The organism is Pseudomonas sp. xss_4, from assembly GCF_043104125.1.
Classification (GTDB): Bacteria; Pseudomonadota; Gammaproteobacteria; order Pseudomonadales; family Pseudomonadaceae; genus Aquipseudomonas; species Aquipseudomonas parafulva_B.
Genome location: NZ_JBICKJ010000018.1, coordinates 81,735 through 99,964 on the forward strand (window position 1 = coordinate 81,735; position 18,230 = coordinate 99,964).

The following is an 18,230-nucleotide window of genomic DNA, read 5'->3' on the forward strand; positions in this document are numbered from 1 at the left end:
ATTTAATGAAAACTGAATAATAATGAGCCACTCATTCACGTTCGGAGAAAGCCGTGGACCTGATACAACTTGAGATGTTCAAGGCAGTCGCCGAGCAAGGCAGCATCAGTGCAGCGGCGCAGCATATCCACCGGGTGCCCTCCAACCTGACCACGCGCATCAAGCAACTGGAAGAGGACTTGGGCGTAGACCTGTTCATTCGCGAAAAAAGCCGCCTGCGCTTATCCCCGGCCGGCTGGAATTTTCTGGAGTACACCCGGCGCATCCTCGACTTGGTCCAGGAGGCGCGCAGCACGGTGGCAGGGGAGGATCCGCAGGGCACGTTCGCACTGGGCTCGCTCGAAAGCACCGCGGCGGTGCGCATCCCGGCCGTGCTGGCAGCCTACAACCAGCGCTATCCCAAGGTGGACCTGGATCTGTCCACGGGACCATCCGGCACCATGCTAGAGGGTGTTCTGTCGGGTCGGCTGGTGGCCGCGTTCATCGACGGGCCGGTCTTGCACCCGACCTTGGAGGGCATGCCGGTCTTCGAAGAAGAGATGGTGATCATCGCGCCCCTCAACCACGCGCCCGTGACCCGGGCGCAAGACGTGAACGGCGAAAACATCTACGCCTTTCGCGCCAACTGCTCGTACCGGCACCATTTCGAGAACTGGTTCGTCAACGATCAGGCCGTCCCACGCAAGATCCACGAAATGGAGTCCTACCATGGCATGTTGGCGTGCGTCAGTGCCGGTGCAGGCTTGGCCATGATGCCGCGCACGATGCTGGAGAACATGCCAGGGTGCAGCACGGTCAGTGCCTGGCCGATGTCTGAAGACTTCCGTTACCTCAAGACCTGGCTGGTCTGGCGCCGTGGAACGGTCTCGCGCAGCTTGTCAACGTTCGTGAATCTACTTGAAGAAAGTATCTCATCTACCTGATTCAAAATGATTTTGAACGATTCTGACAGTGACCAGTCTAGGCATCCGTTGCCGGCTCGATGCGTTGGACCACTATGCCAGGGCCTTGGATATGGAAAGCGGTCTAGCGCGCCTATCCAGCCCAATCCAAGTAGTAAACGGCTAAGGAACACGAGAAGTGATAGCAATCTACTTCCAAGTTCCTATACAACTGACCATAATCCGGCAATTATTACATCGTGTGACCGAAACATGAGATTCGGTTACCAAAAATTTCGAGAGGTCAAAGCCCCAGGCCGTCCAGTCGATGCTCAGCAGGCTGATGCAACCGACTGACCCAGGGTCCAGACTTCCAGCTGTCGCACTTACCATCAGGAGATGTCATAGATGAAATCCCGTATCGCTGCTTCGTTGGCTGCCGCCGTGCTGGCCTTCGCCGGGGCGAACCTGGCCCAGGCTGCTCAGGTTTCCGGCGCTGTCGGTGTTACCAGCCAAGGCGACATGACCTACCGTGCAGGCTTGTCCTTCGACTGGGACAAGCAGTGGTTCGAAACCAGTGTTGGTCACCTGACCGGCTACTGGGACGCGGGCTACACCTATTGGGAAGGCGGTGACGCCAGCGGTGCCCACTCGCTGTCCTTCAGCCCGGTGTTCACCTATGAGTTCAGCGGCTTCACCTACACCCCCTACATCGAAGCGGGTATCGGTATCGCGGCATTTTCCAAGACCCGTGTCGGCGACCAGCGCCTGGGCTCGTCCTTCAACTTCGAAGACCGTATTGGCCTGGGCTTGAAGTTGCCGTCGGAGCAGAAGGTCGGCATCCGCGCCATCCATTACTCCAACGCCGGCATCCGCCAGCCTAACGATGGCATCGAGTCGTACTCGCTGTTCTACAGCAAAGGCTTCTGATGAACAGCCCGGCTCGGCGGCTGCGTTGCCGCCGAGCCGGTCGAGTGCCTGTCAGAAGGTGTAGGCCACCCCGGCCTGCACCGTACGCGGCGCGCCGGGATAGGCGTAGGTGTTGAACGAGCCTTCGTCATAGCCCTTGTTGAACAGGTTCTTCACGTCCAGGTTCAGGCGTACGTGCTCGTTCACCTTGTAGAAGCTCAGCAGGTCCACCACGCTGTAGCGCTCCATGGTGTAGGTGGTGGTTGCGGTCTGGCCGGCGCGGTCATCCACATACTTCACCCCAACGCCCAACCCGAGCCCCTTGGCCAAACCGTCCTGAAACTCGTAGGTGTTCAGCAGGCTGAAGGTATTGCGCGGGATATTGGCAAGGCGCGTACCGCTGGGCAGGCTGGTGTCCTTGGTGACTTCGGCGTCGACATAGGAATAGCCACCGATGACGCGCCATTCGGGGGTCAGGTTGCCTGCCACATTGATATCCAGCCCGCGGCTGCGCACTTGGCCTGCGGCCACCTTGAAGGTGTTGGTAGGGTCGCTTGGATCGTTGGCCAGGACATTTTCCTTGATGATGTGATAGACCGCGGCATCCGCGCTCAGCTGGCCATCGAGCGACGCCCACTTCAACCCCAGCTCATAAGACTTGCCCTTTTCCGGATCGAAGCCGCCACCGCTGGCGGGCGTGCCGGTGTTGGGCTTGAACGAGCGCGCGGTATTGGCGTACACCGCCAGGGTATCGGTCAGGTCGTAGATCAGCCCAACGCGCGGCGTGACGCCATTTTCCCCTTTGCTGAAGTCGCGGTTGGTGGGCATCTTGTCGTCGTAGTCATGCTCGAAGCGCTCCAGGCGTACCCCGGCCAGCGCCTTGAGACGTTCGGTCAGGGCCACTTGGTCCTGAATGAAGAACGCCCAGGTTTGCAGGTTCTCCTTGTCCCAGGTGGTGGTGCGCGTCAGGGCAGGGCGAGGCTGGCCCAGTACCGGGTGATAGATATCGATGGGGTAGGTACCATCGCGCGCCGAGGAGCGCTGGATGATGGAGTTGTAATCGTAGTTCTCGTATTCGACGCCGGTCAGCAAGGTGTGGCTGAACGCGCCTGTGTCGAAGTGCCCCGTCAGGTTCAGTTGCCAGTCCCGGTCGGTCCACTGCAGCTTGCGCCAGTTGAAGTTACGCTCCAGGGTGCGGCCATCCACCGGGGCCTTGTTGGCCTCCACGGCGTTGCCGTGCAGGCTGCCATCGAGGAACTGGAAACCGCCAGCCAGCGTCCAGTCCTGGTTGAGCAGATGCTCGAAGCGTACCTGGGCCATGTTGTTGTCGTTGTGCAGCAGGTTGTCACTGCCCTTTTCCCAGATGTAGGTGTCCCGCGAGGCACTGCGCGGTTGGCTAGCGTAGCGGGTCAGGCCACGGTCGAGGGGGTGGTTGTTGCGCATGAAGTCGCCTTCGAACACCACCTTGGTGCTGTCGTTGACCTGCCAGCTGAGTACTGGCGCTACGTCATAGCGCTCGCCCTGCACATCGTCACGGAAGCTGTCGCCGCCTTCGCCCAGCACATTGAGCCGGTAGGCCACGGAGCCATCCTCGTTCAGCGGCCCGGTGGCATCGAGGGTAGCGCGGTGCATGCCTTGGTCGTCGAACTGACTGCCCAGGGTCACTTTAGGGTCTGGTAGGGGTTGCTTGCTGACCACGTTGAAGGTGCCCCCCGGATCGCCACGGCCATACAGGCTGCTGGCCGGGCCGCGGATGACTTCCAGGCGCTCGACCGTGTTGGCGTCGGGCGCGTTGGGGTAGCCCCGGTTGATCGGGAACCCGTTGCGGTAGAACTCGCCAGTGGTAAAGCCGCGCACCGTGAAGGTGGTAAGGCCCTGGCCGCCGAAGTTGTTGGCACGGCCTACGCCGCCGGCATAATCGAGCCCGTCCTGCAGGCGCGTGGCGCCAGTATCCTGCAGGACATCCTTGGGCACCACGCTGACCGACTGAGGCGTCTCGTGCAGTGCGGTGTCAGTGCGCGTGGCGCTGGCCGAGCGACTGGCCTTGTACCCCTCGACCGGGCCATCGGCCCGCTCGGCGTCGGCACTGCCGGTAATGCTCAAGGCTTGAAGTTCGATTTGCGCGGTGTCGGGCGGGGAGGCCGGGTCGGCAAACGCCAGGGGAGAAACGGCGTGAAGTACACAAAGCGAGACGAACGTGCGACGCATCGACAGTACGATCCTAAGTAGGGCGCTGATGTTGGAGGTTTAACCGCGCCGCGAAAAATACTACGAATCATTATCAAATGCATCTGTTTCGGTTTACACCTGTGCTCTGTATGCGCAGGCGGTAATGAGCAGGTCGCTAGCCAGCTGCCATCCATTTGGTCAGGCTGCGGTGCTCAAGGCAGGCGGCGCTTACGTGCCGATCGATCCGGCTCACCCGGCAGAGCGTATCGCTTACCTGTTGCAGGACAGCGCCCCGCACGTGGTCCTGACCCTTTCGCGGTTCGCACCGCGCTGCCCAAGCACGGCAGGCCACAGATCGAACTGGACAACCCGTCGTGGCCTACCGGGCCCGTAGCCAGCTTCTCATTCGCACCACAAACGAGTACGGATTTGGACTACGTCATCTCTACCTCTGGCTCCAACGGCCAACCCAAGGGGTGATGGTCGAGCAACGCATGTTGGCCAACCTGGTGGACTGGCACTGCGCCCAATTTGCGCTTGGCCCAGGTCGCCATCAGGATGCTGGCAATGATCTTGCCGATCTGCGGATAAATGGAATTGATGCTCATCGAATCGTCCTTGAGGCCAGGGCAGAAGCCCGGCTGTGGTGCAAGCCCTCATCCTGGGTCGGCATCGGTGCGTGACAGGTATGCTAGTACAACGAGCGAGTCCTGGCTAAATCAAGGCTCAATGATGCCATATTGATATTGTTTTGTGGGCGCCATGCCGATCAGCGGGTTTGCTATCATGCCGCCTCCCTGACTAGCACAAGGCCCCATTTCCATGCCCCTGAGCGCCGAACAGATTGCCGAGTTTCGTGAGTTTGCCGAGCAGTTGGCCGATGCTGCGAGCGCGGCCATCACGCCTTACTTTCGTGCAAGCCTGGAGGTCGAGGACAAAGGCGGTCGCTTGTACGACCCGGTCACCGTCGCCGACAAGGCGGCCGAGGACGCGATGCGCGAGCGGATCCAGGCGCGCTATCCAGACCATGGCATTCTCGGTGAAGAGGCGGGCGTGGCCGTGGGCAGCAGCCCGTTGACCTGGGTGCTCGACCCGATCGACGGCACCCGTGCCTTCATCACCGGCCTGCCGTTGTGGGGCACGCTGATCGCGCTCAACGACGGTACCCGGCCAGTCGTGGGGGTGATGAACCAGCCCTTTACCGGCGAACGGTTCATCGGCACGCCCGAAGGTGCCTGGTCGGGCACGCGAGCGCTCAAGACCCGCGCCTGCAAGGAACTGGCAGCGGCCACGCTGATGTGCACCACCCCTGACATGTTCGATACGCCTGCGCGCAAGGCTGCGTTCGAGCACGTGGCCAGCCAGGCGCGGCTGATGCGCTACGGTGGCGATTGCTACGCCTATTGCATGCTGGCGTCGGGCTTTGTGGATGTCATCGTCGAAGCCAGCTTGCAGCCCTATGACGTGCAGGCGCTCATGTCCATCATCGAGGGCGCAGGTGGGGTGATCACCGCCTGGGATGGCAGCAGCGCGCAGCAGGGCGGTTGCGTGGTGGCCTGTGGTGACCCGGCCCTGCATGCCCAGGTCGTGGAGCTGCTGCGCGGCGCGATGTAATTCAGGTCACTGCACGGACTGGCGCTTGCCGCACTTTTTTGGCTTTCGGGGCTCTATGCTAGGCCCAGGCCGCCGCGATCCCCGCGGTGGCCGCCGAAAATGAAGCGGTGCCGATGGTAGTGTGCAGTTGCTCCACGATAGTTCGCCTGCTGTTGGCAGGCTCCCTGGCCAGCCTGTGCGCCTGCACCCAGCAGCAGGGGCGCGACATCGTCAACCAGCTGGGCGAAGGCAAACCCAGCGAGCTGTTCCAGACCAGTGTGGACCGCCTGGCCACCTTGTCGATGCGCGACAACCTGCAAAGCCTCTACCTGCTGATGAACAAGCTGTACCTGCGCAATCCCAACCAGTTGCAACGTTCAGGCTACCTGGACGCGGCCACGGCCGAGCGCCAGATCCGCCTGGCCATCGAGCAGCGCCAACCCCTGGCGCAACTGGGCAATCGACGTGACCTGGCTGCCTTGAGTTATGCCTTGAGCCCGGAGTTTCGCGGTGATCGAGTGGGTGCGTTCATCTACGCCATCGGCAGTATGCTGATCACCGCCCACGGTGGGCGCACCGCGTTCTACATGACCGACACCCTCGACCCGTTGTTCATCAACAACGCCGCGCGCAACATCGAAAAAGCCACCTGGATGCTGAGCCAGCGGCAGGACGCCAACGGTGTGTTGTTGCTGTTCTCCAATGAAATTTCGGAGGAGGGCAGCAACCTGAGTTTTGCCGTGGAGTTCGGCAAGGTGGTTGCCCGCCTCGACCTGCTGGCCGAGCTGCTCGACGAGCGTTACCGCCGTATCGGCCTCAATTATGCGCAAAGCCTGCTGCTGATGAATTTCCTGCCGGTACAGTGACCTGCTGCGCCTGGAGCAGGGCCTGGATGGCCTTGCGGTAACGCTGCCCGGCCAGGCTCATGCTGTTGTTGTGCGTTGCACCCGGCACCAGCAACAGCGTCTTGGGCTCGCGCGCGGCCTCGAACAGCTGCTGGCTGAAACGCGAGGGCACGTAGCGGTCGTCCAGGCCATGGACCAGCAGCACCGGCAGGTCGATGTCGCCGATCTTGCCCAGCGAGTCGAATTTCTGCGACAGCAGCCAGCGCACCGGCAGCGATGTATTGGCGACCACGCCTGCCACATCGCCCAACGAGGTGAACGTGGACTCCAGGATCAGCCCTCGCGCCGGGGCGCTGGTGCGCGTGTCTCGGGCTTCACGGGTAAGCGTGCGCGCCAGGTCGACCGCCACGGCCCCACCCAGGGAGTGCCCATAGATCAGGCGTTTGCTGGCATCAGGTTGCAGTTGGGCAAAACGCTCCCAAGCCACGCGAGCGTCCTCGTACACGGTGGCTTCCGAAGGCAAATCCCCTCGGCTGCGACCAAAGCCGCGATAGTCCACCGCCAGCACCGAATAACCCATGGCGTGCAGCTGCTCGATGCGAAACAGCTGGCCCGTAAGGTTCCAGCGCACACCGTGCAGGTAAAGAATGGCCGGGGCATCGGCGCGTTTTGCGGGCCACCACCAGGCATGCAGGCTCTGGTTCTCGGCGAAGGTACGCGGGCGCAGGTCCAGCTCCTGAACACCGCCGGGCAGGCCATGGAACCAGCTGGCCTGGCCGGGCTCGATGCGAAACACCAGCTCGCGTTCCTTGTGCTGTAAGACCGAGCACCCGGCGGGCAGGGCGAGCACCAAGGTGGCAGCGCACAGCCAGCTGAACCAACGGCGGCGTAGGGCGGAGAACAACCGGGTAGACATACGGAGTTTGGGGGTCTCGAAAGTGGTCAAGGCGCGGGAGCGTACAAGAAGCGTGGCGTAGTTCTATCAAATGCTGCAGGTCATATGTAAGAAATATTACCCGCCGGCGGGTCAGCTTCTTTGCAAGCTGTTTCCAGCGCGAGCGTGCGCACGGTGCGCCGATTGCGCAAGCGCCCCGCAAGCAGGTAGCGTGGCCCGACACCCTCCTGACGAAGGCTTTGTTTTGGACTCGATAACCCAAGCCGTTCTCGGCGCTGCGTTGCAAGGCACATTGTTGGGGCGCATTCAGGGCCGTCGGGCCCTGGTCTACGGCGCTGCGCTGGCCACACTGCCGGACCTGGACGTGATCATCCGCTACGCCGACCCGGTCTCGCAGATGACCTACCACCGCGGCTTTTCCCATTCAGTGTTCGTCCTGACCGCGCTGGCAGCGCTTCTGGCATGGCTGGTGAACAGGGCCTGGCCGGACAAAGGCTATACGCTGTCCCGCTTATTCCTGACGTTCTGGCTGGTCTTGGTGACCCACCCTGTGCTCGACGCGTTCACCGTGTACGGCACCCAGCTGCTCTGGCCCTTGCACGTGACCCCGCAAAGCTGGGCGGCCGTGTTCATCATCGATCCTGTGTATACCGTACCGTTGCTGGTGGCGGTGGCCTACGCCACCGTGCGTGGCACCCATGCCCGCGCACTACGGTTCATGGCCGTGGCGCTGGTTTTGAGCACCACGTACCTGGGCTTGGGCCTTGCCAGCCGTACCCTGGCAGAACACCGTTTCCAGGCCGCGCTCGATGCCAAGGGCGTGACTGTGAGCGAGGTTCGGGCAGTGCCCATGGCGTTTAACAGCCTGGTCTGGCGGGTCTTGGCCAAAGCGCCGGACGGCGTCTATTACGAAGGGGTCAGTAGCCTGTTGGACCGCCAGTCGCCAGAGATGCTGCGCCTGAACCGCAACCTGTCATTGGCCCAGGTGTTGGCAAACGATCCGCTGCACCAGCGGCTGCGCTGGTTCACCGACGACTGGCTGCGCTACGACCAGGTCGGCGACCGGCTGGTGGTGACCGACCTGCGCATGGGTACGCCGGGCAACTACACATTCCGCTTCGACATGGCACGGAAGGGCGAGCAGGGCCGCTGGCAGACGCAGCAGCCGGCCGTGCACACCGTCAGCGGCCCGCGCGATCTGTTCGACGGGCAGGCACTGAGGTTGATCTGGCGCCGCATCGTCTTCCAGCAACCCCCGCTGCCCTTGGCCGCCTGGACCGCACGCATTGCAACGCCAGGGCAAGGCCAGGTGGAGTAGCCCCCCATGCGCTCAGGCGGGCTGGACCTGGTGAAGTGGGTCGCGATGCTGGCGATGGTCGCTGACCACCTGCGCTTTCTCTGGCCGCAGGCCCACGGCCTGTTCGTGGTTGGCCGACTGGCGTTTCCGCTCTTTTGCCTGGCCATGGCCATGAACGTGGTGCGGCGCGGGCCTGACACGTTGCTTGATCGCCACCACGGGCGGTACCTGGGGCTGATGCTGCTGTTCACGGTGCTGTCCGAGCCCGCTTACCGCTGGCTGGACAGCGGCTCGACCACGTTCAGCATCATGCCGACGCTGTTGTTGGGCCTGCTGCTGGCCTGGGGCGTGCAGCATACCCAGTTGGCAACGCGGCTGCTGGGGCTGGTCGCGCTGGGCGCAGGTTGGGCTGGCAGCCCGTACCTGATGTACGGCCTGCCAGGGGTGCTGCTACCCGCCGTTTGCGTGCTTGGCCACCGCTACGGGGGCCGAATGTGGCTTGTGCCGTGCCTGTCGGCGGTTGCCGGCAACTTGACCAACAGCTGGTTGATGACGCACCTGAGCGCCCCCTTCACCTGGGTCACGCTGACGGTTGCCGCCGTGGCCATCCCGGTCGGCAACGGCCTGTTGCACAGCCGATGGCGTCGCGTGCCGGCAGTGGGTCGCTGGGGCTATGGGTTCTACCCGCTGCACCTTTTGCTGATCAAAGCTGCGGGCATTCTTCAGCTGTGACACACCTGTTCCACCTTTGACCCAAGGTTGACGCAACTGTGTCGAGCATTCGCCCGTATCCGGCCCCTGCTCACTGACGGCCAAAGGCTCTACCGCGGTATCTCCGGCCCTCAGCCGGCGGTTTGGCACAGCCGTTGCTCTTGCCTGGAATGACGCTCGTCGCAGCGTCGCCATAACAAGAACGGAGAACAGCGCATGAATCGATCAGGCCCCCAACGCCTTGCACTCGGCTGCCTGGCCATGGCCCTCAGTTGGACACCCCTGGCCTTTGCCGCCGGTGTCGATGGGCAACGCATCATCGATGCGGACAAAGAGCCCGGCAACTGGATGAGCCATGGCCGCACGTACGACGAGCAACGCTTCAGCCCCCTCAAGACCATCGACCAGAGCAACGTCAGCCAGCTAGGGCTGGCGTGGAGCTACAAGCTCGACCTGGACCGCGGTGTGGAGGCGACTCCCATCGTGGTCGATGGGGTGATGTACACCACGGGGCCGTTCTCGGTGGTGTACGCGCTGGATGCGCGCAACGGCCAGCTGCTGTGGAAGTACGACCCGCAGTCCGACCGCAACCGTGCGGGCGAGGCCTGCTGCGATGCGGTCAACCGGGGCGTGGCCGTGTGGCAGGGCAAGGTCTACGTCGGTGTGCTCGACGGTCGCCTGGAGGCCATCGACGCCAAGACCGGCAAGCGGGTGTGGTCGGTCGACACCCGCGCCGATACCACGCGCAGCTACACCATCACCGGTGCGCCGCGGGTGGTCAACGGCAAGGTGGTGATTGGCAATGGCGGCGCCGAATTCGGCGTGCGTGGCTATGTGACCGCCTACGACGCCGAGACCGGCCGCCAGGCATGGCGGTTCTACACCGTACCGGGCGACCCGAAGCTACCGCCTGAGGATAAGGCCATGCAGATCGCCAGCAAGACCTGGCACGGGGATGCCTACGTCGAGTGGGGGGGCGGCGGGACAGCCTGGGATTCCTTCGCCTATGACCCGCAGTTGAACCTGCTGTACATCGGCGTGGGCAACGGCGCGATGTGGGACCCCAAATGGCGCAGCCAGGCCAAGGGCGACAACCTGTTCCTGTCCTCGATCGTGGCGGTGAATGCCGATACCGGCGAGTACGCCTGGCACTACCAGACCACGCCCGGCGACGCCTGGGACTTCATGGCCACCCAACACATGATCCTGGCCGAGCTGCCCATCGACGGCAAGCCGCGCAAGGTGCTGATGCAGGCGCCCAAGAATGGCTTCTTCTACGTGCTGGACCGGGAAACCGGCGAGTTGCTGTCGGCCAAGAACATCGTGCCGGTGAACTGGGCCAAGGGCATCGACATGAAGACTGGCCGGCCCATCGTCGATGACGAGGCGGCGGCCTACTGGAAGGACGGCAAGCGCAAACTGGTGACCCCGGCGTTCTGGGGGGCGCACGACTGGCACCCGATGTCGTACAACCCGCAGACGGGGCTGGTGTACATCCCGGCCCACATCATGTCCGCCTACTACGAGCACGTGCCCGAAGCGCCCAAGCGCAACCCGTTCAAAAGCGTCTATCAGCTGGGGCTGCGTACCGGCATGATGCCCGAAGGCGCCGAAGGGCTGCTGGACATGGCCAAGACCTGGTCAGGCAAACTGATCGCCTGGGACCCGGTCAAGCAGGCGCCTGCCTGGGAAGTGCCGTACATCACCATCTTCAATGGCGGCACCTTGAGCACGGCCGGCAACCTGGTGTTCGAAGGCAGCGCCGACGGCCGGGTCATTGCCTATGCCGCCGAAACCGGCAAGAAGCTGTGGGAAGCGCCTGCAGCCAGCGGCGTGATGGCCGCACCGATCACCTATGCCGTCGACGGTGAACAATACGTCACCTTCATGGCGGGCTGGGGCGGCGCGTTTTCCACATTCGCTGGGGCACTCTCGTTGCGTGCAGGCGTGCAGCCCTACGCACAGGTGCTGACCTACAAGTTGGGCGGCACGGCCAAGCTGCGCGAGCCGGCCCCGCCTGCCGATGCGCCCAAGCCGCCGCCATTGACGGCCAACGCCGAGACGGTCGCCGCAGGCGCTGCGCTGTACGACGGCAACTGCTCCCAGTGCCACGGCATTCATGCGGTCAGCGGCGGGGTACTGCCGGACCTGCGCAAGCTGAGCGCCGACAAGCACCAGATGTTCCTCGGGATTCTCTACGGCGGCAGGGTGCCCGATGGCATGCCCTCGTTCGCCGACAACCTCAACCCCGAGCAGGTCGAGCAGGTCCATCAGTACCTGATCAAGCGTGCCCACGACTTGCAGGAGGAGGGCGAGGTCTGGAAGCGGTTCAGCGCCCGCCCGGCAAGCCCTTCATCGCTGGCTGACAATGCACCACAGGAGTGAAATGCCCATGAACGATTCGGTCTACCAGAACTTCATCGACAACCGGTTCGAACCCGGTGAAGCCTTGCTTGAGGTCCATAACCCGGCCAACGGCCAGTTGCTCGGTCGCGTGCCTGAGTCCTCGCAGGCTCAGGTCGACCAGGCCGTGAGCGCGGCACGCCGGGCTCAGAAGGCCTGGGCAGCCCGGCCTGCGCAGGAACGCGCGGGCTACCTGCGTGCTATCGCGAGCCGGATACGGGCCAATGCCGACCAGCTGGCCCGGACCATTACCCTGGAAGGCGGCAAGGTCCCGGCTCTGGCCCAGGTGGAAGTCGGCTTCACGGCCGATTATCTGGACTACATGGCCGAGTGGGCGCGGCGCCTGGAAGGTGAGGTGTTGACCAGCGACCGTCAGGCCGAGCATGTGTTTCTCATGCGCAAACCGGTGGGCGTGGTGGCAGGCATTCTGCCGTGGAACTTCCCGTTCTTCCTGATCGCCCGCAAGATGGCGCCGGCGCTCATCACCGGCAACACCATCGTGGTCAAGCCCAGTGAGGAAACCCCGATCAACTGCTACGCGTTCGCCCGGCTGGTGGCCGAAACCGGCCTGCCACCCGGGGTGTTCAACGTGGTCGGCGGCACAGGCGCCGCCGTGGGCCACGGCCTGTCCAGTCACCCCGGCGTGGATATGGTGAGTTTCACCGGCAGTGTGGCGACCGGTGCACGGATCATGGCAGCGGCGGCGCCGAACATCACCAAGCTGAACTTGGAACTGGGCGGCAAGGCGCCTGCCATCGTGTTGGCCGATGCCGACCTGAACCTGGCAGTGAACGCGATCGTCGCCTCGCGGGTGATCAACACCGGACAGGTGTGCAACTGCGCAGAGCGCGTGTACGTGGCGCGCCAGGTGGCTGATCGGTTCATCGATCAGGTGGCCCAGGCGATGGCCGCCACGCGCTATGGGGACCCATCGACGCAGGAGGACCTGCACATGGGGCCGCTGATCAACCAGGCCGGCCTGGACAAGGTGGCGCAGATGGTGCGCACCGCCCAGGCCCAGGGCGCGCAGGTGGTCACGGGCGGGCAGGTGGCCGACCTTGGCAGCGGTTTTCATTATCAGCCCACCGTGCTGGCAGGCTGCGCGGGCGACATGGAGATCATGCGCAAGGAAATCTTCGGGCCGGTATTACCGATCCAGGTGGTGGAGGACCTGGACGAAGCCATTGCCCTGGCCAACGACAGCGAGTACGGGCTGACCTCGTCGCTCTATACCCGCGATCTGAACGCCGCGCTCAAGGCATGCCGGGAAATCGACTTTGGCGAGACCTACATCAACCGCGAAAACTTCGAGGCCATGCAAGGCTTCCACGCCGGGGCCCGCAAGTCGGGCATAGGCGGGGCCGACGGTAAGCATGGGCTCTATGAGTACACGCGCACGCAGGTGGTCTACATCCAGGGTTGAAGCTCGGCAGTTGCCAGTGCCCCGCCGTCACGGCAGGGCACTGGGCTCAGTGGCCCTGGCGATTGGGTTGCACGATGCCGTGGCGCCTGATCTTGCGGTACAACGTGGAGCGCGAGATGCCAGCGGCCTGGGCGGCGGCGCTCATGTTCCACTGGGTACGGCGCAGCAGCGTTAGCAGATGGTCAGCTTCAGCCTCCTCGACCTGCTGCCCAAGCTGCGGCGTTGCGCAGATTGTCCTGCTCGGTTCGACCTGCCCAAGCTGCAACTCGGCGGGCAGGTCGGCCAGTTCGATGCACCCGCCTTCTGCCAGGGCCGCGCCCTGGCGCAGGGCATTGAGCAGTTGGCGAATGTTACCCGGCCAGGAGTAGGCCAGCAGGGCGGCGTGTGCAGGTGCTGACAGGTTCAGCCCTGGTGCCAGACGTGCCAGCAGACCCTCGATCACGTGCGCCCGGTCACTGCGCTCGCGCAGCGCCGGCAGCGTGATGCGCATGCCACAGAGCCGGTAGTAGAGGTCCTCGCGGAACTGGTGGGTGGCGATCCTGGCAGTCAGGTCCTGGTGCGTCGCCGATATCACCTGAATATCCAGCCTCACCGGCGTGGCCGCCCCCAGCGCCACCAGCTCCCGTTCCGCCAGCACCCTTAGCAGACGGGTTTGCAGATCGGCCGGCATGTCGCCTATTTCATCGAGAAACAGCGTGCCGCCGTTGGCCTGTTCCAGCTTGCCCTTCATGCCCTTGCGGTCCGCCCCGGTGAAGCTGCCGGGCCGGTAGCCGAACAACTCGCTTTCGATCAGTGCTTCGGGAATGGCAGCGCAATTGAGCGCCACGAAAGGCCGGGCGCTTCGGGCGCTTGCCTGGTGCAGGGCGCGAGCGAACGCTTCCTTGCCGGTGCCGGTTTCACCGCTGAGCAGCAGCGCGATGTCCTTGTCCAGCACCTTGCGCAGGCGCGCGACGGCGTGCTGCAGCTGCGGGTCGCCGCCGGCCAGCTGGTCGAGTGTCGGATGTGCGTTGGCAGAGGCCGCCGGTGCAGTCGAGGCACAAGGGCGATAAGCGCGCGGCACGCGCAGGCCAACCTCAAGGCCCGTGACCTGGCACGCATCGTACAGCTGCGTGCCCCGAGCGCCGCCCTGGGTCAGGGCCAGCAACTGGTCGATGTCGGCACTCAACACCTGCTCGATACGCAGGCCGAGCAGGGCATGGGGGTTGCTGTTGAACGCGGCCCGGTTGGCCCCGACGATACGGCCACCCTCGTCGAGGGCCAGCAGTTGCTCGGCTGCCAGGTCCGCATCGCCGTCGCAGGGCTTGACCGCGAGGGTCAGGCAGTCGCGGTAACGCTGGCGAAAATGCGCGTTTTCGATCAGCCGCGCGTACAGCGTCACCAATTGCAAGGTCAGGTGCTGGGCCTGCTTGGGCCCATCGTTGTACAAGCAGGTCGCGTTCAGGCAACCCAGCAGGTGGTTATGGCTGTCGAAAATCGGCGAGACCGAGCAACTGAGCCGGGCATTGCTGGCCAGGAAATGTTCCTGACGGTGAATGGTCAGCGCCTGTTGTGAGGCCAGCGCGGTGCCGATGCCGTTGGTGCCGGCGATGGACTCGTCCCAGCGCGCCCCCACCACCAGCCCGGACCCGGTGAAGTGCCCGGCGTCGGCAGGCAGGCGGGCATCGAGCGTGACCCCCGCCGCATCGCTGAGCAAAACGGCAAAACCTGCATCCGCCACCCGCCGGGCCAAGCCACTCACGCCCTGGCTGGCGAGGGTCAGGTAGGCCTGGTGCTGGGCTTGCAACTGGCGGATTTCGGCGGCACTGAGCATGTTGTCCGTCGGGTGCACACTCGGGTCCAGGCGGTGCTGGGTGACACTGCGGTACCAGGATTCGGCGATCACCGCTTCCGGGACCAGGCCGCGGTGGCCGAAGTGACTGTCGACGAAGGCCGCCAGTTCCGAGGCAGGGTTATGAGCGGGCATGGGCGCTCCACAGTTATTGTTATCAGGGGTGAAGATAACCCTAGCTGATGGCGCGCTGCCAGCCCAGACGCGCGGCCAGGGCGCTCAGTGGATCAGTTCGAGTGCCTCGGCGGTGGTCAGCGGCCGCTTCATGCGTTGCGACAGCTGCATCATGGCTGAGGCATAACCCTTGGCCACCACGGCCTGCACCTGATCCGCCAGGCATTGCAGCGCAATGAAATCCCCGCTTTCCGGGGCGCCGACGAAGGTGATGGCGTCCCACTGCCGAGCGTGGCCGAGCACTTCGAACCGCTGCCCATGGTGATAGGTCCAGAAAAACGGCACGTCGGCGTAGCGGCGCTGCTGGCCCAGCATGTTTGCCGCGGCGATGACGCCGTGTTGCTGCGCCAGCCGCCAGTGTTCGATGCGCACCGATTGGCCGGCGAGTGGGAAGCTGGCCATGTCACCCGCCGCCCACAGGCCTTCGGCCACCTGCATTTCACCGTTGACCGGCACGCCATGGTCGTCGGCCAGCGACACCCCATTGAGAAAAGCCGTGGCCGGGGCTACCCCCGTTCCCAGCAGCACCACCTGGCAGGCCACGCGCTCGCCGCTGCCAAGCACGACCGCTTCGACCTGATCTACGCCTTCGATCGCCTTCACCTCGGCCGGGCCATGGAAAGTGACGCCCTTGCGCTCGTGCAAGGCACGAATCGCCCGGCCGATGCGCTCGCCCAGCTGCTTGACCAGCGGGACATCGTGCCGTCCGATTACATGGACCTGGGCACCGTATTCGCTCAACGCCGAGGCCGCTTCCAGGCCGATGAAACTGTCGCCCACGATCACGACCGGCTTGCCCGGTTCCACGGCATCGAGCAGTTGCGCCGCGTCCCCGCGCGCGCGCAGCGTGAAGACGCCAGGCAGGTCACGCCCCGGGATATCCGGGCGCTGGGCCTTGGCGCCCGTGGCGAGCAGACAGGCGTCATAGTCAATGCGTTGGCCGTCGGCCATCAGGAGCTGGCGTTTCTGGGCATTGAGCGAGCGGACCTTGGCGTGCCGACGCTCCAATTGCCCCATCCGCAGGTCATCAGGCTCCAGCAGCATCGGCACCTCATCCGGGGCCATCTGGCCTGCGAGCACGAATTTGCTCAGGGCCGTGCGGTCGTAGGCCGGCTGGCGCTCCTGGTCGATCCACACCAGGCGGCCGTTGAAGCCATGGCGGAGCAACGTGGCCACGGCGGCACTGCCTGCCGCACCGGCCCCCAGGACCACGAAACACCGCGCATCGCTGTGCCGGGGCGGGCGCGCCTTGGGCAGAGGGCGGTCGTCCACCCACACCTGGTCATCCTTGACCCAGGCCTTGTAGCGGCGCAGGTCGGTCAGGGCAGGGGGCTCGCACACGGCCCCCTCGTCCACGGCGAACGCGGCCTTGTGCCATGGGCAAATCAGCAAGCCGCCGCAGACGCGGCCCTCATCCAGCGGCGCGCCTGCATGAGGACAGTTGCCCTGAAAAGCACGCACCTGATCGCCCTGACGGACGATGATCAGCTCTTCGCTACCGGCTTCCACGCGCAGGGGGGTGTGTTCATCGAGGTCGGCCAGGCGGGCCACGGCGTGTTCGGTCATGGTGAATTCTCCAAAGGGGGGCCTCTGGAAGGGTTCGACGCCGATTTGCCCGGTCGGGCTGCGTCTAGCTGACGACTGGAGCGCAGTACGGGGCACAAGGGATGGTCAACCTTGCTCGCACGGGACCGCATGACCCGTGCGAGCAAGCGCCGTTGGCGCGACCGTCAGTCGGCTGTGGCAGGTGCGGGCATAAGGGGACGGGTGGCGCGCAGGGCCACCAGGCTACCCACCACGATCAGCGCCGCCAGGGCGTAGAGGGCAGCGTCGGTCGAGCCGGTCTGGTCCTTGATGAACCCGACCAGATAAGGGCTGAGAAAGCCCGCCATTTGGCCGACCGAGTTGATCAGGGCCAGGCCCGCCACGGCCGCACCCGCGCTGAGCAAGGCCGTGGGCATCGGCCAGAACATCGGCAGGCCGGTGAGGGCGCCCATGGTGGCGATGGACAGGCCAAGGATGGCGATCGCCGGAGTAGCCGCGAAATTCACCGCCATCAGCAGGCCCACAGCGCCCATCAGCATTGGCACTACCAGGTGCCAGCGGCGCTCGTTGCGAAGGTCCGCCGAGCGCCCGCACAGGATCATGAAAACCCCGGCCAGCAAGTAGGGAATGGCGCTCAACCAGCCAATGAGCAGGGGGTTGTCGAAGCCCATGTTCTTGATGATCGAAGGCAGCCAGAAGTTGATGGCGTACACACCGCTCTGGATGCAGAAGTAGATGAAGCCGAAGGTCCAGATCAGCGGGTTGGCCAGCACGGCCAGAACGCTGTCGCCCGTGGTGGGCGGCTTGCTGTCGGCATCGGCCTGCAGGTCGGCGGCGATCAGCCGGCGTTCATCATCGCTCAGCCAGGCCGCTTTCTGGTAGCCATCGCTGAGCAGGAACACCGCCAGCACGCCGAGCGCAACGGTCGGCAGCCCTTGAATCAGGAACATCCATTGCCAGCCGGCAAGGCCATGTTGCCCGGCTGCAAAATGCTCGAGGATCCAGCCGGAGAACGGGCTGCCCAACAGGCCCGAGACCGGGATCGCGGACATGAACAAGGCCATGATGCGGCCACGGCGTGCACCGGGGAACCAGCGCGAGAGGTACAGCACCACGCCTGGGAAGAAGCCTGCCTCGGCGGCACCTGTGAGCAGGCGCAGGGCATAGAACTCGGTGGGGGTCGTCACGAACAGCAGACAGGTGGACAAGCTGCCCCAGGCAATCATCATCAAGGCGATCCAGCGCCGTGGGCCGAAGCGGTTGAGCGCCAGGTTGCTCGGAAGGCCGCACAGGACGTAGCCGATGAAGAAGATACCGGCACCGAGGCCGTAGACGGTTTCGCTGAACTTGAGCGCGTCGAGCATCTGCAGCTTGGCGAAGCCGACGTTGACGCGGTCGAGGTAGTTGAACAGGTAGCAGATGAAAATGAACGGAATCAGCCGCAAGGTGATGCGCCGGTACAGCGCATTGCGGGTGGTGTCCGTGCCTTGGTCAGGGGCGGGGCTGTGTGCCATGATCGGGTTCTCTGTTGTTATGGTTGTCACCGCGTCGCCTGTT

General features: G+C 64.2%; 14 protein-coding genes and 1 pseudogene. 9 read left to right on the forward strand and 6 right to left on the reverse strand.

Annotated elements, in window-relative coordinates; translation table 11 throughout:
* Positions 1–53 precede the first annotated feature (53 nt).
* On the forward strand, positions 54–923 hold the full coding sequence (locus tag ACF8GB_RS03525) for a LysR family transcriptional regulator (protein WP_058639239.1): 870 nt from the start codon (positions 54–56) through the stop codon (positions 921–923).
* A 366-nt stretch (positions 924–1,289) separates the two neighbouring features.
* On the forward strand, positions 1,290–1,811 hold the full coding sequence (locus tag ACF8GB_RS03530; protein WP_058604547.1) for an acyloxyacyl hydrolase: 522 nt from the start codon (positions 1,290–1,292) through the stop codon (positions 1,809–1,811).
* Between the two features lie 51 nt (positions 1,812–1,862).
* On the opposite strand, the gene ACF8GB_RS03535 is transcribed toward ACF8GB_RS03530, so the two are convergent.
* Positions 1,863–3,998: a TonB-dependent siderophore receptor gene (locus ACF8GB_RS03535; RefSeq protein ID WP_196121802.1), complete on the reverse strand. Its 2,136-nt coding sequence runs from the start codon at positions 3,996–3,998 to the stop codon at positions 1,863–1,865.
* 166 nt (positions 3,999–4,164) lie between these two features.
* On the opposite strand from ACF8GB_RS03535, the pseudogene ACF8GB_RS03540 reads away from it, so the two are divergent.
* Positions 4,165–4,273 (forward strand): annotated as a pseudogene (locus ACF8GB_RS03540) (AMP-binding protein); the annotation flags it as partial.
* A gap of 120 nt (positions 4,274–4,393) precedes the next feature.
* Here ACF8GB_RS03540 and ACF8GB_RS03545 read toward each other — a convergent pair.
* Positions 4,394–4,567, reverse strand: a complete 174-nt coding sequence (locus tag ACF8GB_RS03545) for a hypothetical protein (RefSeq protein WP_230375251.1) — start codon at positions 4,565–4,567, stop codon at positions 4,394–4,396.
* A gap of 214 nt (positions 4,568–4,781) precedes the next feature.
* Between ACF8GB_RS03545 and hisN the strand changes: the two genes are divergently transcribed.
* Together hisN and ACF8GB_RS03555 are read left to right on the forward strand one after the other, a co-directional pair.
* The gene (hisN, locus tag ACF8GB_RS03550) at positions 4,782–5,573 is read left to right on the forward strand and encodes a histidinol-phosphatase (RefSeq protein ID WP_392526554.1); all 792 of its coding nucleotides are present in this window, start codon (positions 4,782–4,784) and stop codon (positions 5,571–5,573) included.
* 113 nt (positions 5,574–5,686) lie between these two features.
* Positions 5,687–6,418, forward strand: coding sequence for a hypothetical protein (locus ACF8GB_RS03555; RefSeq protein WP_058639248.1), 732 nt, complete (start codon positions 5,687–5,689; stop codon positions 6,416–6,418).
* Here the strand turns inward: ACF8GB_RS03555 and ACF8GB_RS03560 are convergent.
* On the reverse strand, positions 6,369–7,313 hold the full coding sequence (locus ACF8GB_RS03560; RefSeq protein WP_058604556.1) for an alpha/beta hydrolase: 945 nt from the start codon (positions 7,311–7,313) through the stop codon (positions 6,369–6,371). The genes ACF8GB_RS03555 and ACF8GB_RS03560 overlap by 50 nt on opposite strands.
* A gap of 223 nt (positions 7,314–7,536) precedes the next feature.
* On the opposite strand from ACF8GB_RS03560, the gene ACF8GB_RS03565 reads away from it, so the two are divergent.
* From ACF8GB_RS03565 to aldA, 4 genes are all read left to right on the forward strand, one after another.
* A complete protein-coding gene (locus tag ACF8GB_RS03565) occupies positions 7,537–8,610 on the forward strand; it encodes a metal-dependent hydrolase (protein ID WP_392526594.1) in 1,074 nt (357 codons plus the stop codon).
* 6 nt (positions 8,611–8,616) lie between these two features.
* Positions 8,617–9,321 carry a TraX family protein gene (locus ACF8GB_RS03570; RefSeq protein WP_058639250.1) on the forward strand — a complete coding sequence of 235 codons (705 nt, stop codon included), beginning with the start codon at positions 8,617–8,619 and terminating at the stop codon, positions 9,319–9,321.
* A gap of 240 nt (positions 9,322–9,561) precedes the next feature.
* On the forward strand, positions 9,562–11,685 hold the full coding sequence (locus ACF8GB_RS03575) for a PQQ-dependent dehydrogenase, methanol/ethanol family (protein ID WP_392526596.1): 2,124 nt from the start codon (positions 9,562–9,564) through the stop codon (positions 11,683–11,685).
* Between the two features lie 7 nt (positions 11,686–11,692).
* Positions 11,693–13,126: an aldehyde dehydrogenase gene (aldA, locus tag ACF8GB_RS03580; protein WP_058639297.1), complete on the forward strand. Its 1,434-nt coding sequence runs from the start codon at positions 11,693–11,695 to the stop codon at positions 13,124–13,126.
* Between the two features lie 46 nt (positions 13,127–13,172).
* Here the strand turns inward: aldA and ACF8GB_RS03585 are convergent, their stop codons facing one another.
* The 3 genes from ACF8GB_RS03585 to ACF8GB_RS03595 form a co-directional block, all read right to left on the reverse strand.
* A complete protein-coding gene (locus ACF8GB_RS03585) occupies positions 13,173–15,089 on the reverse strand; it encodes a sigma-54-dependent Fis family transcriptional regulator (RefSeq protein ID WP_197844453.1) in 1,917 nt (638 codons plus the stop codon).
* An 84-nt stretch (positions 15,090–15,173) separates the two neighbouring features.
* Complete coding sequence (locus ACF8GB_RS03590) at positions 15,174–16,694, reverse strand: FAD-dependent oxidoreductase (RefSeq protein ID WP_392526555.1); 1,521 nt, start codon at positions 16,692–16,694, stop codon at positions 15,174–15,176.
* A gap of 164 nt (positions 16,695–16,858) precedes the next feature.
* Positions 16,859–18,187: an MFS transporter gene (locus ACF8GB_RS03595; RefSeq protein ID WP_392526556.1), complete on the reverse strand. Its 1,329-nt coding sequence runs from the start codon at positions 18,185–18,187 to the stop codon at positions 16,859–16,861.
* Between the last annotated feature and the right edge of the window lie 43 nt (positions 18,188–18,230).

What these genes read in the sequence shown, in the direction of transcription:
- ACF8GB_RS03530 (WP_058604547.1), top strand. Translation starts at nt 1,290, where the DNA reads ATGAAATCCCGTATCGCTGCTTCGTTGGCTGCCGCCGTGCTGGCCTTC.
- ACF8GB_RS03535 (WP_196121802.1), bottom strand. Translation starts at nt 3,998, where the DNA reads ATGCGTCGCACGTTCGTCTCGCTTTGTGTACTTCACGCCGTTTCTCCC.
- ACF8GB_RS03545 (WP_230375251.1), bottom strand. Translation starts at nt 4,567, where the DNA reads ATGAGCATCAATTCCATTTATCCGCAGATCGGCAAGATCATTGCCAGC.
- hisN (WP_392526554.1), top strand. Translation starts at nt 4,782, where the DNA reads ATGCCCCTGAGCGCCGAACAGATTGCCGAGTTTCGTGAGTTTGCCGAG.
- ACF8GB_RS03555 (WP_058639248.1), top strand. Translation starts at nt 5,687, where the DNA reads ATGGTAGTGTGCAGTTGCTCCACGATAGTTCGCCTGCTGTTGGCAGGC.
- ACF8GB_RS03560 (WP_058604556.1), bottom strand. Translation starts at nt 7,313, where the DNA reads ATGTCTACCCGGTTGTTCTCCGCCCTACGCCGCCGTTGGTTCAGCTGG.
- ACF8GB_RS03570 (WP_058639250.1), top strand. Translation starts at nt 8,617, where the DNA reads ATGCGCTCAGGCGGGCTGGACCTGGTGAAGTGGGTCGCGATGCTGGCG.
- ACF8GB_RS03575 (WP_392526596.1), top strand. Translation starts at nt 9,562, where the DNA reads ATGGCCCTCAGTTGGACACCCCTGGCCTTTGCCGCCGGTGTCGATGGG.
- aldA (WP_058639297.1), top strand. Translation starts at nt 11,693, where the DNA reads ATGAACGATTCGGTCTACCAGAACTTCATCGACAACCGGTTCGAACCC.
- ACF8GB_RS03585 (WP_197844453.1), bottom strand. Translation starts at nt 15,089, where the DNA reads ATGCCCGCTCATAACCCTGCCTCGGAACTGGCGGCCTTCGTCGACAGT.
- ACF8GB_RS03590 (WP_392526555.1), bottom strand. Translation starts at nt 16,694, where the DNA reads ATGACCGAACACGCCGTGGCCCGCCTGGCCGACCTCGATGAACACACC.
- ACF8GB_RS03595 (WP_392526556.1), bottom strand. Translation starts at nt 18,187, where the DNA reads ATGGCACACAGCCCCGCCCCTGACCAAGGCACGGACACCACCCGCAAT.